16 protein-coding genes and 1 tRNA gene are annotated in these 18,180 nt (G+C 66.1%); 14 read left to right on the forward strand and 3 right to left on the reverse strand.

Annotated features, from left to right (window positions below):
* Position 1 precedes the first annotated feature (1 nt).
* From CAL26_RS05195 to CAL26_RS28275, 7 genes are all read left to right on the forward strand, one after another.
* Positions 2–703 carry a hypothetical protein gene (locus CAL26_RS05195; protein WP_094845812.1) on the forward strand — a complete coding sequence of 234 codons (702 nt, stop codon included), beginning with the start codon at positions 2–4 and terminating at the stop codon, positions 701–703.
* A gap of 7 nt (positions 704–710) precedes the next feature.
* Positions 711–2,042: a hypothetical protein gene (locus CAL26_RS05200; RefSeq protein WP_094845813.1), complete on the forward strand. Its 1,332-nt coding sequence runs from the start codon at positions 711–713 to the stop codon at positions 2,040–2,042.
* Positions 2,043–4,772 carry a glucosaminidase domain-containing protein gene (locus CAL26_RS05205; RefSeq protein WP_094845814.1) on the forward strand — a complete coding sequence of 910 codons (2,730 nt, stop codon included), beginning with the start codon at positions 2,043–2,045 and terminating at the stop codon, positions 4,770–4,772. It begins immediately after the preceding gene.
* Between the two features lie 115 nt (positions 4,773–4,887).
* A complete protein-coding gene (locus tag CAL26_RS05210; RefSeq protein WP_094845815.1) occupies positions 4,888–5,226 on the forward strand; it encodes a hypothetical protein in 339 nt (112 codons plus the stop codon).
* Positions 5,223–5,435 (forward strand): DUF7940 domain-containing protein, encoded by a 213-nt coding sequence (locus CAL26_RS05215; RefSeq protein ID WP_094845816.1) that lies wholly within the window; start codon positions 5,223–5,225, stop codon positions 5,433–5,435. Before CAL26_RS05210 ends, CAL26_RS05215 begins: the two co-directional genes overlap by 4 nt.
* Complete coding sequence (locus CAL26_RS05220; protein WP_094845817.1) at positions 5,428–5,910, forward strand: glycoside hydrolase family 108 protein; 483 nt, start codon at positions 5,428–5,430, stop codon at positions 5,908–5,910. Before CAL26_RS05215 ends, CAL26_RS05220 begins: the two co-directional genes overlap by 8 nt.
* Positions 5,911–5,917: 7 nt before the next feature.
* Positions 5,918–6,301, forward strand: a complete 384-nt coding sequence (locus tag CAL26_RS28275; RefSeq protein WP_179283256.1) for a hypothetical protein — start codon at positions 5,918–5,920, stop codon at positions 6,299–6,301.
* A gap of 608 nt (positions 6,302–6,909) precedes the next feature.
* On the opposite strand, the gene CAL26_RS05235 is transcribed toward CAL26_RS28275, so the two are convergent.
* Positions 6,910–6,983, reverse strand: a tRNA-Cys gene (locus CAL26_RS05235).
* 171 nt (positions 6,984–7,154) lie between these two features.
* Between CAL26_RS05235 and CAL26_RS05240 the strand changes: the two genes are divergently transcribed.
* The gene (locus CAL26_RS05240; RefSeq protein ID WP_094845820.1) at positions 7,155–8,117 is read left to right on the forward strand and encodes a LysR family transcriptional regulator; all 963 of its coding nucleotides are present in this window, start codon (positions 7,155–7,157) and stop codon (positions 8,115–8,117) included.
* A gap of 94 nt (positions 8,118–8,211) precedes the next feature.
* On the opposite strand, the gene CAL26_RS05245 is transcribed toward CAL26_RS05240, so the two are convergent.
* Complete coding sequence (locus tag CAL26_RS05245) at positions 8,212–9,069, reverse strand: oxidoreductase (RefSeq protein ID WP_094845821.1); 858 nt, start codon at positions 9,067–9,069, stop codon at positions 8,212–8,214.
* Between the two features lie 287 nt (positions 9,070–9,356).
* On the opposite strand from CAL26_RS05245, the gene CAL26_RS05250 reads away from it, so the two are divergent.
* From CAL26_RS05250 to CAL26_RS05270, 5 genes are all read left to right on the forward strand, one after another.
* A complete protein-coding gene (locus tag CAL26_RS05250) occupies positions 9,357–10,025 on the forward strand; it encodes an RraA family protein (protein WP_094845822.1) in 669 nt (222 codons plus the stop codon).
* Between the two features lie 578 nt (positions 10,026–10,603).
* Positions 10,604–12,052: an aldehyde dehydrogenase family protein gene (locus tag CAL26_RS05255; RefSeq protein WP_094846022.1), complete on the forward strand. Its 1,449-nt coding sequence runs from the start codon at positions 10,604–10,606 to the stop codon at positions 12,050–12,052.
* Positions 12,053–12,084: 32 nt separating this feature from the next.
* Positions 12,085–13,839: a thiamine pyrophosphate-requiring protein gene (locus tag CAL26_RS05260; protein WP_094845823.1), complete on the forward strand. Its 1,755-nt coding sequence runs from the start codon at positions 12,085–12,087 to the stop codon at positions 13,837–13,839.
* Positions 13,840–13,848: 9 nt separating this feature from the next.
* Positions 13,849–14,844 carry a ketopantoate reductase family protein gene (locus CAL26_RS05265; RefSeq protein ID WP_094845824.1) on the forward strand — a complete coding sequence of 332 codons (996 nt, stop codon included), beginning with the start codon at positions 13,849–13,851 and terminating at the stop codon, positions 14,842–14,844.
* A 31-nt stretch (positions 14,845–14,875) separates the two neighbouring features.
* Positions 14,876–15,853 (forward strand): Bug family tripartite tricarboxylate transporter substrate binding protein, encoded by a 978-nt coding sequence (locus CAL26_RS05270; RefSeq protein ID WP_094845825.1) that lies wholly within the window; start codon positions 14,876–14,878, stop codon positions 15,851–15,853.
* Here the strand turns inward: CAL26_RS05270 and CAL26_RS05275 are convergent.
* Positions 15,850–16,854, reverse strand: a complete 1,005-nt coding sequence (locus tag CAL26_RS05275; protein WP_179283257.1) for an alpha/beta fold hydrolase — start codon at positions 16,852–16,854, stop codon at positions 15,850–15,852. The genes CAL26_RS05270 and CAL26_RS05275 overlap by 4 nt on opposite strands.
* A 237-nt stretch (positions 16,855–17,091) precedes the next feature.
* On the opposite strand from CAL26_RS05275, the gene CAL26_RS05280 reads away from it, so the two are divergent.
* Positions 17,092–18,165, forward strand: coding sequence for an alpha/beta fold hydrolase (locus CAL26_RS05280; RefSeq protein ID WP_094845826.1), 1,074 nt, complete (start codon positions 17,092–17,094; stop codon positions 18,163–18,165).
* Positions 18,166–18,180: the final 15 nt, after the last annotated feature.

Genomic DNA, 18,180 nt, shown 5'->3' on the forward strand with positions numbered 1-18,180 from the left:
CATGCTGACGACACTGAATCCAGGCCTGCTCCAGTCCCTTCAAGCCGCAGGCCAGCAGGCCGACCAAGCGAGGCGGCAGCGGGAGATGATGCTGCAACAGCAGCAGCAACGCCAACAGCAGCAGGGCGGTGGAATCAACACGTCCATGCTCAACCAGTTTCTGCCGAAAGCCGGGGGGAACAACCTGCTGGGTTCTACCGATGGAATGACCGGCTCATGGCTGCCGGTATCGCAAGCCGGTGGACTTGGCGGGCTTGGCGGACTCACGGCAGCGCCCGGGGTTAGTTTGGCCGGAAGTGGCGCGGCGACCAGCGGCATCGGGGCGGGCGGAACGCTGGGTGCTTTTGCCGAAGGTGGCGGAGCGGCGGCGGGTGGCGCTGCTGGTGGTGGTAGCGCCGGCGCAGGCCTGGCGGCGTTTTGGCCCGCCGCGGTGGTGGCTGCTGCGGTCGGCAATGAGATGTACGCCAAGAATCACGGGTATCGCCGCGACGGCGCGGATTACTACAAGGACTTGGCGACCGGCCGCGTGTTGAGCCAAGACGTGGACAACCGGTGGAGTCCGATGATTTTCGGGAAGAACGACAACATGGGCTTCGGCCACGATGCCTCGTTCGCCGCTGACGTCGGGTCCTTCCAGTTCGGGAAGGCATTCAAGGATTTGAAGAAATCTTCTCTACTGACCGGCTTTGGAATTTTGGGTTGAGGGAAATATGGCACTCCTAGACGGATCGGACGCGGACGGCGGCTTCTTCAACCAGCTCCAGAATCCTGGCAACTATGGTCTCCTGGCCGCTGGGCTGGGTATCCTCGCCAACGCTCGCGGCGCCAACTCGCAAAACGCCATCGGAGCTGGAGCGCTGGCAGGCCTACAAGCGGCACAAGGCGCGCAGCAGACGGCCTACCTGAACGACTATCGCAAAGCTCAAGCGGCGAAGCTCCAGCAGGAATCGGACAAGCAACGCGCGCTGCTGGGGCTTTTGGGCGGAATAACGCCGGGCGGGCAAGCGGGTGGTGGTGCGGCACAGTCAATGCCGGTCAGTGCCAACGGGACCGCTCCGGCCTCTCCCGTCGCGCCGCCTAAGGGCGGACTGGCGAACATGAGCATCGATCAGGTTGCGCTAATCAAGGCGCTGGGTGGAGGCGATCTGACCGACGCGTGGAAGCTCGCGCATTATGGACAAGACCGTAACCCTGGCTCTTTCAATGTGGGCGCTGATGGGCAACTGACATATACGCCGAACATCGACAAGGGCCAGACGCCTGTCATCAAGGACGGGCGTGTTGTCGGCGTGCAGAATCTGCCTGGCGCGGTGGCCTCGGCTGCCAACATGGCAGGCGCCACGGCTGCCGCCACAGCAGGCGCGCAGGCTGGATATGACTTGGTGCCTGTGCCTGACGGTAAGGGCGGCACGCAGCTGATGCCCCGCGCACAGGCCGTGGGCATGTTGGGTGGCGACCGGCAGGCTGGCGGTTTGGGGCGCACGCCGAGCCAGGCGGACCAGACTTTCAATGAATCTGTCGCGAAAGCGTCGGCTGACACCTACAACAACCTGCAAACCTCCGGCATGAACGCGGACAAGCAGATTGCCAACTACCAGCGCGTAGGCCAACTGCTGGACGGATTCGAGGGTGGCACGCTGTCCAATCTTGGCTTGCAAGGGGCGAAGCTGGCGAACTCGCTCGATATTAAGCTGGACGAAAAGCTGCCGGCCAAGGAAGCCGCCGTCGCCATCGGGAATCAACTGGCCCTGCAACTCCGCGACCCGGCCAACGGTGGCGGTATGCCTGGCGCCATGTCGGACGCTGACCGCAACTTCCTCCAAGCGTCTGTGCCGAACCTGACCCAGAGTAACGCCGGCCGAAAGCAGCTGATCGATTATCAGGTAAAGGTGCTGGAGCGGAACAAGGACGTGGCCGCGTTCGCACGCAAGTGGCGGCAGAAGTTTGGGCGCCTGGATTCCCAGGATCCGAGTGGCAACGACTTCCAAACCGCGCTCTCCAATTGGTCCGCGAACAACCCGCTTTTCCCGCAAGGACAGTAAATGGCTAATCCGCAGCAGTTCGTACAGCAGTACGGCGGCCTGGCCGACACCATCGGCGGTCAACTGGGCGTCGATCCGTCGATCCTGCTAGGTCAGTGGGGGCTAGAAACCGGCTGGGGCAAGAGCGTCGTGCCCGGCACCAACAACCTGGGCAACATCAAAGGTCCAGGCGTCGCCGCAACCGACAACATGACTGGCAGCAATGACCAGTACCGGGCGTATGCATCCCCTGACGACTTCGGGAGGGACTTCGCCGGTTTGATTGGGCGTCGGTACCAGGGCGCGATGAATGTGGGGGATGACGCCCAGAAGTACGCTGCTGCGCTGGCATCCGGTGGCTATGCCCAAGATCCCCAGTACGCGGACAAGCTTGTGGCTGCTGCGAGCGCCGTACGCGGCGTTTCCGGGTGGCGTGGCATGCTGAACCAAGCGGCGGACGCTATCTTCCCCTCGGCGCAGGCTGCGGAGTCGGACGATATCTTCAGCGGAGCCAAAACAGCGGCGCCAAAGGCTGAGTCTACGGACGACATTTTCGCAGGCGCGAAGACCGCCGCGCCGCGTGTCTCCACGTCCCGTGGTCCGGACGGTGTACTTCGGGTCGAGATGGGGAATCAGGACGCGCCCGTCGCGCCGACCCAAGCTCCATCGACTCCGCCGTCCACCGCTCCGTCTGCGCCCGCAGGCCAGAAGGAAGCACCGCAAGACCGCACCTTCATGGAAGACCTGGCGCGCCAGTTCGGTCTGACGGCGCGGTATGGCCTCGAGGGTGTGGGCAATGCCCTGCAACTGTTCACCGAACCGTTGCGCGCCGGTGTCGTTAATCCTATCGCGCGCGCGGTCGGGCTGCCCGAGGCTGCGCCGACCGGGAAATCGGCTTCTCAGTTGGCGGGTGCCGTGGGGCTCCCTCAGCCTGAGACGAAGCAAGAGCGCATCGTCGGGGATGCCGCTCGACTGATGGCCGGTGTTGCCCCTGGTTTTGGTGTCGCCAAGGTGCTTGAGGCCGCTCCCGGGATCGCTGGACAGGTTGGTAGCCTGCTGACCACAGGGCCAGGCGCGCAAGTCGCTTCGGCCACTGGGGCGGGCCTGCTCGGGGGTTTGACGAGGGAAAATGGCAGTGGTGCGCTGGGGCAAGCCGGTGGCGCGCTGCTGGGAGGTCTGGCTGGTGCTGGTTTGACAAGCGCTGCCAATGCCGGGATCAATGCCGGCAGGTCGCTGCTCTCTCGCCTATCTCCCGCTGACATCGACGTCCGGCTATCTAACGCGCTTACTGACGCAGGGATAGATGCGTCCACGCTGCCTGATGGCGTCCTCCGGGCCTTGAAAGCGGAGATGGGTTCTGTTCTCCGTACTGGCCGAGAGCTGCGGCCGGATGCGGTCCGCCGCCTGGCCGATTTCCGCACTGTCGGTGCGACGCCCACCCGTGGCGCTATCACCTTGGATCCCGTGCAGATCACCCGGGAGCAGAACCTGGCCAAGGTCGCGGCCAACACGTCGGATGATCAGCTCGCCGCTCTGCCGCGAATCCAGAACGCGAACAACGCCACCCTCATCCAGCGGCTGAACGAAGCGGGCGCGGATAAGGCTGATCCGTTTCAGGCGGGTTCCGGTGTGATCGGAACCATCCTGAATCGGGACGCAGCGGCGCAATCTCACGTCACAGACCTGTACAACCGCGCCCGCTCAATGGCGGGTGGGGATATTCCGCTGGATCGTGCGCCTCTGATAAATGGGGTGTTCGATGCGCTGGCGAAAGAGAACAAGCTGGCTTTCCTGCCGGACAACATCGGCTCGATGCTGAACCAGATTTCCAAGGGGACCGTCCGCGTAGGTGACCAAGAGTTCCAGGTTCCGTTCAACGCCCAGGTGCTGGATAACCTAAAAACCATGCTCGCCACGGCCCAGCGAGGCACCCAGGACGGGAACGTGAAGGCGGCGCTCGCCATCGCGCGCCGGGCTATCGACGCCGCGGAGCCCCGGCCCGCTACGGGCTTGCCGCAGGGCATTGTGACCGGCGATATGGCAAGCGCCCTGCGCAATGCTGACGAGTCGCCTGCCGCGTACATGGAGGCCCTGAATCAGGCTCGCGCTGCGTCCAAGGCGCGTTTCGATTGGCAGGAGTCGTCCAAGCCGGTGGAGGCGGCTCTCGCCGGTGCCCAGCCGGACAAGTTCGTGCAGAAGTTCGTGGTGAACGGCGACCTAACCGACGCCCGCGCGGTGGTGGCCAACATTGGCCCCGGCGAAAAGGAAGCGGTGCGCAATTCCATTGTCGGTCATCTGCGCGACAAGGCTCTCAATGGTGCTTCTGACGAGGTAGGGAAGTTCAGCCAATCCGCGTACAACCGTGCCATCAAAGCCATCGGGGATCGAAAGCTTCAGCTGTTCTTCACGCCGCAGGAAATCACGCAGTTGAAAGCGGTTGGTCGCGTGGCGAGCTATCTCCAGGCCCAGCCGGTCGGGTCGGCCGTGAACAACAGCAATTCCGGGGCGCTTCTGGCCGGACGCGGCTACGACCTGATGCGGTCGATTGCGGGGAAGATCCCGTTTGGCGAGGCTGCGATTCTCAATCCGTTGCGGAATATCGAGATTTCTATCCGTCAAGGTCAGGCGCAGAATATCTTGCCCGGACTTCTGATGCAGACCCAACGCCAAGCGCCCGCTGGTGCGAGCCTTCTGCTGCCTGCTGCGTCGATGGGTGGCCTACTTGCGGCGCCAGGCGTTCCAGGCCCATAGGACCACGAGCGCACCGAGCCAGCCGAGATAGATGGGGTCGAAAACCATCTTCGAATTCTACGACCAATGACCGCCGCAAGGCGGTTTTTTAATGCCACCGGGACAAAGGAAGGATATGCAGGATCCGCACCCTCAGAAGCCGAAATGGATCGACTACACGATCAGCCTGCAAAGCCTGTTGGTCTGGCTGACGGCAATTGCCGCCGTCGCGGTGACGGCTTGGTTCTCATTGGGGAGCCGAGTTCAAACGCTTGAAGAGCATGACCGGCAGCAGGAACTTCGATTTGGCCGGATCGAAGCTTCCATCATGGAGCAGCGGTCTGACACACGCGATCAGCTCCGCTCAATCGGTCAGGACGTGAAGGAGCTGAGCGGCAAGTTCGACCAGCTCAAAGACCAAATGATCACGAACAGCGTAGCCAACAGGCCAGACATTCAAAGGTGGGCGAAATGAAGCTTGTAGATAACTGGCGTCAAGCTTGGCGGTGGTTCTCCATGCACTGCATGGCAACAGCGACAGCCATTCAGGGTGCTTACATCGCGCTGCCGGACGACATGCGGCGCTCCATCCCGTTGTGGGCTGTCGCGCTTCTCACCATGGCCATACTGGGACTCGGCGTGTTGGGCAGGCTGATCGACCAGCGCAAGGAAGGCGATGGTTGATTTTCGGACTGCCATCGAGCGAGTTCTTGGCCATGAGGGTGGTTATGTGAACGACCCCAGAGACCCTGGCGGTGAGACGAAATGGGGCATCAGCAAGCGCAGTTACCCCAATCTCGACATCAAGAACCTGACGCGCGACCAGGCCATCGAGATTTACCAGCGCGACTTCTGGCAGAAGATCCACGCCGACGAGCTGTATGACGGCATTGCCTATCAGGGGTTGGACTACGCCATTAACTCCGGCATCAAGCAGGCCATCCTGGGGCTTCAGCAGGCGCTTGGCGTGCCCGCTGATGGCGTATGGGGACCGGTCACCCGCGCGGCTGCCCTGGCAATGGCGGAGGGGCCGCAGATCATGCGCTATGTGGCCCAGCGCATCGACTTCATGCGCACGCGATCCACCTTCTCCTATTTCGGCAGTGGCTGGATGGCTCGCATGGCCGACAACCTGCGCTATGGCGCACAAGACATGTGAGAGAGCAATGACCACCATTCTTGGATTGCTGGGCTCTGCGTGGCCCTATATCGCTAGCGCCGTCCTGGCGGTCGGCAGCTTGTTGACCGCCTTCGTGGTCAAGAAGTCGGCCGACACAAAAGTAGCGAAGGCTGACCAGCGGGTTGCGGAGGCCAATCAGGCCACCGCCGAAGCCAAGGCCCAGACCGCTACCGTGCGGGATGGCGAATCCCAAGCAAATGCCGCGGCTGCCGCCGCTGGTGCCAATTCCGTCAAGGAGCGTGCGAATGTGGAAATCGACGTTGCTTCCCTGCCTGCTGGTGCTGCTGCTGGCCAGCTGCTCGACGAATGGGCAGCCCCAACAGGTGCAGCCAGTGCAGCCGGAAGTGCAGGTCAAGACGCGAATCATTGATACCGGCTGCGATTGGACGAAGCCAATCTTCGTGGACAAGGGCGACGTCCTTTCGGACGGAACAGCAAAGCAAATCTTGGCACACAACCTAGCCGGGGCACGGAACTGCGGCTGGAAGCCGAGGAGCTAGCTCTTGCGGCATAGCCGGGTCCTGCCTCGGCTACCCTTCCAGCTTTCCCAAGGGGGAGAGCAATTCACTCTTCAGCTGCACCTGCTCGATCACACAGGGCTCTTCCGACAACTCCCGAACGAATCGCTCCCAAAGAGGGTTCAGGGCGTTGTCCGGCCTTGGGAAGCGGTCCCGAAGCTGCTCAGCCTTGAGCAACATGGCGCGTAGGCGCTTTATCTCGTAGAGCAGTGTGACTACATCCGCCCACACCACGGCATCTTGGTAATTGCAGGGGGCACGTTCCGGCGTAGGGGCGTACCTGGCTCGGATCTTGGCTAACTCTTCTCGGGTCAGGGCGGGGCGGAACGGCATGGCTGAGCATCTTATTGCTGTATGGATGTACAGTGTAATTACCCACGTCCCACTAAGCAATGTCAGATTCTCCCCAGACTGCCGCAGAATGAAAAACGGCCCCCATCGCTGGGGGCCGCTGGAATTCTGGAGGCGCAAGCCGGAATCGAACCGACGTACACGGATTTGCAATCCGCTGCATAACCACTCTGCCATTGCGCCTTGCTGTTGCCTGGATATTGCCCGGGCGTCGCCTTGGTTTCCCCCGGCGATCTCCGCAGGGAAGCCCGAGATTCTAACATCATCCACGGGCGGCCTGCAGCGGTGCCCGTCCGGCCATGCCAAGCCGCCGCCAGCGTGCAAAAATCCGCGCGGAACAGCAAAGGGGATTCCTTGAACGAGATCCGCGCCATTTCGCTTTTTGTCAGGACGGCCACGTTGGGCAGCCTGCGCCAGGCCGCGATCGAGCAGGGCGTGACGCCGCAGGCGGCCAGCCTGGCGGTCACGCAATTGGAAAAGCATCTGGGCATACGGCTGTTCCATCGCACCACCAGGCGGATCAGCCTGACCGACGAAGGCCGCCGGTTCCTGGAATCCGTGCAGCCGCCGCTGGAGGCGCTGAACGATGCCATGCACAGCGCCCGCCATGCCGACCTGGCGAGCGGCCCATTGCGGGTGACGGCGCCGCGCAGCCTGGGCTACTCGGTGCTGTGGCCGCTGTTCGAGGCCTTCGCGCGGGCGCATCCCGACGTGCATCTGGACATCCAGCTGGAAGATCGCCTGCAGGACTGGGTGGCCGAACGCATCGACGTGGGCTTTCGCACCGGTCAGCAGCCGGACGGACGCATCATCGCGCGGCGGGTCCTGCCCATACAGCTGATCGTGTGCGCGTCGCCGGAGTACCTGGCGCGGCATGGCGCGCCCGCCAGCATCGACGATCTGGGCGCGCATCGCTGCACCGGCTACCTGCAGCCGAACACGGGCAAGGTGGCGCCCTGGGAATTCCAGGTGGGCGATGACGTCGTCTATCGCGACGTACCGCCCGCCATCTGCATGAATGATCCGGACCTGGAAACGCGCGCCGTGCTGGCGGGCTTGGGGATAGGGCAGTTGGGGAGCTTCAATGCGGTGCCCCTGATCCGGGCGGGGCAACTGGTGCCGCTGCTGCTGCCGCATACGGTGCAGCGTATCGCGATGTACCTGTATTACGCGCGCCGCACGCAGATGCCTAAGCGGGCGCGGCTGTTCATCGACTTCATGATGGAACGGCTGCTGGCCAGCACCGAGTGGCATCTGAGCGAGGACGAACTGCGCGCCGGCAAGCCGGGGCGCAAGCGTCAGCCGCGCAAGGGATGATCCGTGCGTGGACGCCCGCGGGCTTGGCCCGCGAGGCTGAGCCCTGGGCCTGACCCCAGGGCCAGGCCCGAGCCCGTGCGCGTGGCGCCCGACCTTACCTCGGAAAGTCCGTGGACGCGGCCAGCGCGCGCCAGGCCGCGGTTTCCGCGGCCACATAGGCATTCTTGTCGGCGATGGCGGCCAGCGTATCGGTGCCGAAAGGCATGCGCAGCGGCGGCTGGCCGGCGTCCACCAGCGCGATCATCGCGGCGGCCAGCCGCTTGGGGTCGCCCGGCTGCTGATGATTGACCTGCACGGCACGTTCGCGCACCTTGCCGGCGGTCTCCGCGTAGTCGTCGATGATCGTGGGCGACTTCACCAGCGACGTCGCATCCAGGAATTCCGTCCGGAAATAACCCGGCTCGACCACCGTGGCATGGATGCCCAGGGGCGCCAGCTCGTCATGCAGGGCTTCGGTCAGGCCTTCCACCGCGAACTTGGTGGAGCAGTACACGCCGAAACCCGCCGCGCTGCGATAGCCGCCGATGGATGAAATGTTGATGACGTGGCCGGCCTTCTGTTCGCGCATATACGGCAGGATGGCGCGCGTAACGTTCAACAGCCCGAAGACGTTGGTGTCGTACATGCGGCGGACGTCGGCGTCGTCGGCCTCTTCGACCGCGCCCAGCAGCCCGAAACCGGCGTTGTTGATCAGCACGTCGACGCGGCCGAAGCGCCCGATGGCCGCGCTGGCCGCGGCGCGGGCCTGGGTTTCGTCGGTGACGTCGAGCTGGACGGCCAGCACGTTGGGCGCGTCGCCGAAACGTTCCGCCAGCGCGGCGACGTTGCGGCCGGCCACCACCACGGCGTTGCCGTCGGCCAGCGCCGCATCGGCGATCAGGGCGCCCAGGCCGCGGGCGGCGCCGGTGATGAACCACACGCGCTTGAAAGAGGAAGAAGTCGTAGTCGTCATGGCAATTCTCCGGGATATCAGGTGAGAGGGCACGGCCCGTATGCATTTGCTTGTGGCGCCGTGTTGGATGCCACTTTAGGTTTCCGCCCGTATCCGGCCTAGCCACGGAATACTGATTTGATTGACAAGCAGAACTTGTGAATCCGTCCTCCATGGCCTTGCAAGCGGGTTGCCAGCAAGGGTCGTTTACGATGTCCCCGAAGCGTCGCGTGGCGGCTGGAGGCCGGCCTGCGGCGCGGGCGCGCCAAGCATCCCGACTCTGTCGCGCCAAACACGGAGAACTGCCCATGATCGGTTTTGAAATTCACGCCCGCCGCCGCGCGGTCGCCGCCGACATCGTCGCCAAATACGTCGGCCTGCCCGTCGCCAATATCAGCGACGTCATGTCCCGCATGACCGCCGGCGGCCCGCGCCTGCGTCCCATGCATGACGGCAGCTTCATGGCGGGCCCGGCGTTGACGGTCCGCACGCGGCCGGGCGACAACCTGATGGTGCACAAGGCGCTGGACCTGGCCGCGCCGGGCGACGTGGTCGTGGTGGATGCCGGCGGCGACCTGACCAATGCCATCATCGGCGAAATCATGGTGTCGTACGCCAAATCGCGGAAGCTGGGCGGCATCGTCATCAATGGCTCGATCCGCGACGCCGGGGCGTTGCGGCGCGGCGATTTTCCGGTGTTCGCGGCGGGCATTACCCATCGCGGTCCCTACAAGGACGGCCCGGGTGAAATCAATTGCCCGATCGCGCTGGATGGCATGACCATCGAGCCGGGCGACCTGATCGTCGGCGATGACGATGGCCTGCTGTGCATCCCCTACGACCAGGTGGACGCCATCCATGAAGCGGCCAAGGGCAAGCACGCCGCCGAGGAAAAGACCTTCGCCAACATCGCCTCGGGTAAGCACGACACCAGCTGGGTCGACGCCCGCCTCAAGGCGCTGGGCGTGATCAAGTGAACCGGAACGCCCCGGCAGATATACGCTGGGCGGTATGGTTGATAATTTAAATTCATTTCAGACTGCATGGCTCCGACAGGATAATTTCCTTCGAAGACGAATGACAAAACAAGCACGGGGATCGCGGCGCCACGTTGGGCGAGCGATCCAACCGGCACATGCCGACCCCGGCGGGTAACGCCGCCGGAGGCGGTCATAGCAGCCGCGCCATGCGGCTAGCCATATGGAGACAGTCATGGCCATGTTTTCCCGCGCGCGGCTTCATCGCGCCTGTTCCATTCCCCTGTACGACCCGCGCGCCGCGCGACCGCTGCGCGCGACCGCTGCGCGCGTCCGCTGCCGACGCACGCCGCGGCGCGGGCCCACGCGATAGCGCGGGCTAGCCTCCGCCGCCGGCGGCGCCGCGCCTTCGCGCGCGTCGCGGCAGGCGCACGCCGCACTCCAATCTCCACCTGGACGCGCCTGCGTCCGTTGCTGGACGCCAGGCGCGATGGATACGTACGCCCGTCGCCTGGAGGCGAGGGCGCCGCGCCGCATATTTCAAACCCCTTATTCGAACCCCTCACAGGACGATGCGCATGCAGCTTGCCAGGCACCATATCGACGGAAAATGGACCGACTCCATCGGGGGCAGCGACAGGCAGGGCGTGTCCGGCAACCCCGCGACCTCGGAACCGGCGGCTCGCTACGCCGACGGTGGCGTGGAAGACGCGCACGCCGCCATCGCCGCGGCGCGGCGCGCTTTCGAGCAGACCGCCTGGCGCCGGTCGCCACGGCTGCGCGCCGAGGTGCTGTGGGACTATGCCCTGCGCCTGGACGCCCGCAAGGAGGAAATCGCCGACTGGCTGGTCACGCTGAACGGCAAGCTGCGGCGCGAGGCCATGGGCGAGATCATGGCGGGCGTGTCGGAGCTCAAGTACTACGCCGGCCTGGCGCGCAATCTATTCGGGCGGCTCATCGAAGTCGAGCCCGGCTGCCATGCTTCGCTGCGGCGCGAGGCCGCGGGCGTGGCGGGCATCATCCTGCCCTGGAACGCGCCCATCACGCTGCTGGTGCGATCGCTGGCTCCGGCGCTGGCGGCGGGCTGTTCCACCGTCATCAAGCCGGCCTTCCAGACCGCGCTGGCCCATAACCTGGCCCTGGAATGCCTGACGGTGGACGACCGGCTTCCGGCGGGAATCGTCAATTCCGTGATCGAAAGCGGATCGGCGGTGTCGGAGACGCTTTGCGCCTCGCCCGAAGTGGACGTCGTCAGCTTCACCGGATCGACCGCCGTGGGCAAGAAGATCGCGGCGGCCGCCGCGGGCACGCTCAAGCGCCTGTCGCTGGAGCTGGGGGGCAAGGCCCCCGCGCTGGTCTTCGCGGATGGCGCCTCGGACGCCACCATCAAGGGCATCACCGCGGGCAGCCTGGTCCTCGCCGGCCAGCAATGCACCGCCATCAGCCGCGTGCTGGTCCAGGACAGCGTCTATGACGACTTCACCCGCCGCCTGGCGGAGTCCTTCCGGTCGGTACGGGTAGGCCCGGGCAGCGATCCCGGATCGCAGATGGGCAGCCTGATCGACGTCGCCAGCCGCGATCGCGTGGCCGGACTGGTCGCGCGCGCCGGCGACGCCGGTGAAGTGCTGGTGCGTGGCGAGGTGCCGGGCGGCGTGCTGGCCAGGGGGGCTTTCCTGACGCCCAGCCTGGTCGCCATCGATGACCTGGAATCGGACTACGTGCAGCGCGAACTGTTCGGCCCGCTGCTGGTGGTCGAGCGATTCAAGGACGAGGAAGACGCCATCCGCCGCGCCAACGCCACGCGCTACAGCCTGGCTTCCAGCGTGTGGACCGCCGACGCGATGCGCGGCGAACGGGTGGCCGCGAAGCTGCGCTTCGGCACGGTCTGGGCCAATACCCACAACCGCCTGTTCGCCGAGGCGGAAACCGGCGGCCACGCCGATAGCGGCTATGGCCGGCTCCATGGCGTGGAAGGGCTCAACGATTTCCTCGAGACCAAGCATTACTACTTCGAGACCGGCGTCTGACCGCACCGCGACGAAACAACACAGGAGACGACATGGACACGCAGCAAACCGGTTCGGGCGCGCAGACCCGGCGCACGACGGCGCACTACTTCCTGGAAGGACTGGCCGATACGGGCGTCGAGTACATCTTCTCGAACCTGGGCACCGACCATGTGACGCTGATCGAAGAGCTGGCGCGCTGGCAGCGCGAAGGCCGGCGCGCGCCCGCCACCGTGCTGTGCCCCCACGAAAATGTCGCCATGCACATGGCGGCCGGTTATGCGGCCATGACGGGACGCGGGCAGGCCGTCATGGTGCACGTGGACGCCGGTACCGCGAACGCCGCCATGGGCATGCACAACATGTTCCGCAGCCGCCTGCCCGTCATGCTCATGGCCGGCAAGGCGCCCTATACGCTGCGCGGCGAGCTGCCGGCCTCGCGCGACAACTACGTGCACTTCGTGCAGGACCCGTTCGATATCGGCAGCCTGGTGCGCCCTTACGTGAAGTGGGAATACACCCTGCCTTCCGGCGTGGTGGCGAAGGAAGCGCTGCGCCGCGCCCATACGATGATGCAGAGCGATCCACCGGGGCCGGTGTACATGACGCTGCCGCGCGAGACCCTGGCCGAGTCCTGGCCGGAAACGAAAATGCCGGCCTATCCCGCCGAACGCTATGGCGCGGTGATGCGCGGCGGCATCGATGCCGAACAGGCCGAGGCGATCGCGCGCGACCTGATCGCGGCGCAAATGCCGATCGCCGTGACGGCTTACCTGGGCCGCAATCCCCAGGCCGTGGCGGCCCTGACCCGGCTGGCCGACCGCTGCGGCATGCGGGTCTATGAATTCATGCCCACCTACATGAACGTGCCGCGCGACGCGGCCTGCTTCGGCGGCTTCGACCCCAAGGCCGGCCTGGCCGGCGCGGACGTCGGCATGCTGCTGGACGTGGACGTGCCGTGGCTGCCCGCCTTCGCGGAAGCGAACCCGCGCACCGCCTGGACTCACATCGACGTGGACGCGGTCAAGCAGGACTTTCCCATGTGGGGCTTCGCCACGCATCGGCGCCTGCAGGCCGATTGCGGACGCGCCCTGGAACAGGTGCTGGCGGCGGTGGAGCGCCTGGCCACGGCCGATTTCGACCAGCGCGCCCGGCAGCGCCGCGAGGCCTGGGAAGCCGACAACGCGCAGCGCAGGGCCATGCTGGCGCGTGCCGCGTCGCAGCCGGGCGCGGCGCGCGCGCTCTCCGCGCCGTATGTGTGCGCCGCCGTGGGCCGGGCCATCGCCAGCGACGACGTGGTCGTCAACGAGGCCATACGCAATTCGCCCGCCGTGCTGGGACAGATCCCGCGCAGCCGGCCGCTCAGCCTGCTGGGATGTTCCGGCGGCGGGCTGGGCTACAGCGGCGGCATGGCGCTGGGCGTGAAACTGGCGCGGCCGGAGGCCCGCGTGGTGCAGATCGTCGGCGACGGCGGTTTCCATTTCTCCACGCCGACCTCCGTCTACGCCGTCGCGCAGCAATATGGCCTGCCCATCTTCACGGTGGTGCTGGACAACGGCGGCTGGCAGGCGGTCAAGGAAGCCGTGCTGCGGGTGTATCCCGAAGGCGAGGCCGCCGGCGTGGACAACTTCCAGGCCCGCCTGGCGAACCGCGGCGAGCGCCGTTTCGACCAGGTGGCGATGGCCTTCGGCGCGCATGGCGAATACGTGGACGAGCCCGCGCAGTTGGAGGCCGCGATCGCGCGCTGCCTGGCCGCCGTGGACGCGGGACAGGCGGCGGTCATGCACGTGCGCATCGCGGCGCTGTAGGGGGCAGCCATGCGGCGCATATTGATCGTGGGGTGCGGCGCCATGGGCGGCATCTTCGCCGCCCACCTGGCCGCCGTGGCGGACGTGACCGCGCTGGACGTCAACGCGGACCATGTCCAGGCGATCCGCGCGCAGGGCCTGCGGGTGGAAGGCGCCGAACCGCGCACCGTGCCCTTGCGCGCCGTCCTGTCGGCCGATGCGCTTGCCGGCGAGTCCTTCGATGCGCTGATCTTCCTGACCAAATCCGGCCAGACGGGCGCCGCATGGTCGGCCCTGCGGGCCGTGCTGGCCGGCACGCCGCTGCTGGTCACGCTGCAGAACGGCATGGGCAACAGCGAGACCCTGCAGGACGGCGGCGATGCGCCGGTGGCGCGCGGCATCACGCTCGACGCGGGCCGTTACCTGGGGCCCGGCCGGGTCGAACACCTGATCCGCGGCAATACGACGTGGATCGGCCCGGTACGCGGCGTGGTGGAAGACTGCGACTGGCTGGCGCGCCTCTTGAGCGAGGCCGGCATGCCCGCGCAGGCGATCGCCGATCCCATGGATGCGGTCTGGTCCAAGTTCATCTTCAACGCGGTGATGAATCCCGTCGGCGCCTTGCTGCTGGGGGTGAATCGCGCACGGTATGACGTGCCGCAGGTGCGCGACCTGATCGACGATCTGGCGCGCGAGTGCTCGAATGTGGTGACCGCCCTGGGCGGCCGGCTCGCCTTCGATCCCATGCAACTGGTCAAGCAGACGCGCGCGGGCGAGCGTCCGATCACGCGCCATGCGGGGTCCATGGCCCTGGACATCGCGCGCGGGGTCCCGACGGAAATCGAGGAACTGACCGGGTTCGTCGTCCGCGAGGGCGACCGGCTGGGCGTCGACGTGACGGCATGCCGCACCGTCTATCGCCTGGTCAAGGGGCTGGAGCTGGCGCGCGCGATCCAGCTTGAGGACAGCGCGAACAGCAGCGCGAACAACAACGTGATCGACAACGCGCCGCCACCCACGAAATAACAGACCTTATAAAACACTGGAGACAAGAATCATGACGCTTATCCCCGAGCGCGGCCTGCGCGCGCTGGCCCTGGCGGCGGGCTTGCTGGCCGCGACCTGCGCCCACGCCGACGACACCTATCCCTCCAAGCCGATCACCATCGTGGTCGGCTACAGCACGGGCGGCGCCAACGATCTGCTGGCGCGCGTCGTGGCGGAGAAAATGTCCACCCTGCTGAAGCAGCCGGTCATCGTGGAGAACAAGCCGGGGGCCGGGTCCATCATCGGCGCGAACTTCGTCGCCAAGGCCAAGCCGGATGGCTACACGCTGCTGATGGGCGCCAGCGGCCCGATTTCCTTCAATCCTTCGCTGTACAAGAAACTGCCCTACGATCCGCAGAAGGACCTGACGCCGGTCTCCCTGGTGGGCACATTCCCGCTGGTCCTGCTGACGCAGAAGTCCAACCCGGACACCGGCTCCCTGCCCGCCCTGGCCGCCTATGCCAAGGGCCACCCCGGCAAATCGAACTACAGCGCCAGTTCGGCTTCCTTCCAACTGATCACCGAGCTGTTCAAGCGCCGCACGGACACGCAGTTCGAGTACATCCCCTACAAGGGCAGCTACGAATCCGTGATGGCGGTCAGCACGGGCGACGCCACGATGACGCTGGCCGATTCGGGGCCCGCCATGCAGGGCATTTCCGGCGGCCGGGTGCGGCCGCTGGCGGTGACGTCGCCGAGCCGGACCGGCTTCCTGCCCGACACGCCCACGATGAAGGAGCTCGGCATCGACATGAATGTGGAGCTGTGGAGCGGCCTGTTCGTCCCGGCCGGGACGCCGCCCGCCGTGGTCCGGAAGCTCGAGGCCACGATGAAAACCATCATGGACGACGCCGACGTCCGCAAGCGGGTGGAAGGCATGTCCATCACCCCCGTCAGCAGCACGTCCAAGGCCTTCGCCGCCCGCATCGCCGAGGAAATCCCCTTGTGGCAGAAGGTCGCGGCGGACGCCGGCATACAGCCGAACTAGCGGCCCGTATCGGCGAATTCGCTGATGCGGCGCGCCAGCGCGCGTGGGTACTGGTACATCATGGCGTGGCCGGCGTCGTCCACTTCCAGCGCGGTGGAGCCGGGCAGCGCCTGCAGCAAGGCGTCGCCGTTGCGGGGCGCCAGGATGGCATCGTCCTTCGCATAGGCCACCAGCGTCGGCACGCCGATATGTGCCAGCGCGGCGTAGGCCGGCCTGTCCACGCTCCAGGCCTGCAGGATGGCGTCCTGTGACCGGGTGACCTGGGCCGGGATGCCGACCGATCCATAGTCTGCCGGACGAAACATGTCGCGCGCGAAGCAGCGGTCCGCCTGTTCGCGGGCATTCGCGGGAAACAGCACCGCCATCACCTGCGAGAAGGTGACGCCGGGGCCGCCGGACAGGACGCGCATGGCCTGTTCCGGCACCGGGGCGCCCGCCGGCCCGGGCGGCGCCGTATTCATCAGCACCGCATTGCGCACCTGCTCCGGCTGGTGTGCCAGCAGGGTCTGGGCAATCATGCCGCCCATCGACCATCCCAGCAGGGTGACGTCCCGCAACCTGAGCGTCTGCATCAAGGTCGACGTATCGCGTGCCAGGTCCTCGATGCCGTAGTCCCCGGCGGCCGGCCCCGACCCGCCTATGCCACGGTTGTCGAACACGATGACCTCATGCCGCGTCGCCAGTTCGCCCAGGAAGTAGGCATTCCAGTTGGCAATGGTGGCGCGGTAGCCCGTGACCAGCACGATGGGGCTGCCCTGGCCGAACCGGTAATAGGCGATGGGCCCGTTGGGCGTGACCACGTACCGTTGGGTCAGGCCGGCCTGCGCATCGGGGCGGCGCGGATCCGTGCCGCACACCATGGCTTCCTTCCAACTGACCGGCTGGGCCCATGATGCGCCGCCGGTGCCCAGGGCGGCCAAGGTGGCCAGAGCGGCCGTCGCCAGCAGTTTGCGCCCGGCCAGGCCCGGGTGGGGCCGGCGGAACGCCGTCATAGGGTGCATGCGTTTATCCTCCCGCGCCCGCTCGTGTGGGACGTGTCCGCCGGACCGGCGGGCGTCCCGCCGCATCCTGGCGGCCGTCCAAGGCGCAATGTATCGCACTGTATACGGATACCCGCGGGCGGTACATGGCGATACCAGCAGGGCCCGATCCGAAGAAACGCCCGATACATCGGTCCGTTGAAATGCGTGCAATCCGTACCACGCACCCCGCCAACGCCACGCACAGGAGAACCACCGATGCCGGACCAGATCAATCAACGTCGCCGCCGTTTCCTCGGGACAGCCGCCGCCGGGATCGGCGCCGTGGAGCTGGCCATGGCCGGGCTGGCCCATGCCGATACCGTGGCGCCCGCCAGCCAGCCCGGGAATGAGCCTGCCCCGGCCGCCACCGGCAAGACCGCGCGCGCCGCCGCGCCGTTCCCGGTGATCAAGCAGATCGACGCGGGACCGCTGAACATCGGCTATGCCGAGGTCGGTCCCGCCGATGGCCAGGTGGTGATACTGCTGCACGGCTGGCCCTACGATATCCACAGCTATGCCGACGTCGCGCCCATGCTGGCGGCCAAGGGTTACCGCGTCATCGTTCCCCATCTGCGGGGCTACGGCACCACGCGCTTCCTGTCCGAAGAGACGCGGCGCACCGCGCAGCAGACCGCGGTCGCGGCCGACATCATCGCCTTGATGAATGCGCTGCAGATCCGCCGCGCGGTCATCGGCGGATATGACTGGGGCGCGCGCACGGCGAACGTGATCGCCGCGTTGTGGCCGGAGCGTTGCAAGGCCATGGTGTCCGTCAGCGGTTACCTGATCGGCACGCAGGCGGCGAACCAGGCGCCGCTGGCGCCGGACGCGGAGCTGGCGTGGTGGTATCAGTTCTATTTCGCCACGGATCGCGGCCGCCTGGGCTATGAAAAGAACTGGCACGATTTCGCCAAGCTGATCTGGAAGACCGCATCGCCCCAATGGCGCTTCGACGACGCGACCTTCGAACGGTCCGCGGCGTCGTTGGCGAATCCCGACCATGCCGCCATCACGATCCACAATTACCGCTGGCGCCTGGGCCTGGCCGAAGGCGAACCGCAATACGATGCGCTGGAAAGGCGGCTGGCCGATCTGCCGACCATCAGGGTGCCCACCATCACCATGGAAGGCGCGGCCAACGGCGCGCCGCATCCGCCGCCCGCCGCCTACGCGAACAAATTCACGGGCCAGTACAAGCACATCGACCTGCCCGGCGATATCGGCCACAACCTGCCGCAGGAAGCGCCGCGCGAGTTCGCCGACGCCATCATCGAAGTGGCCAGGTGGTAGCGGGCGCCGACCTGC

The organism is Bordetella genomosp. 9 (assembly GCF_002261425.1).
Lineage (GTDB): Bacteria > Pseudomonadota > Gammaproteobacteria > Burkholderiales > Burkholderiaceae_B > Bordetella_C.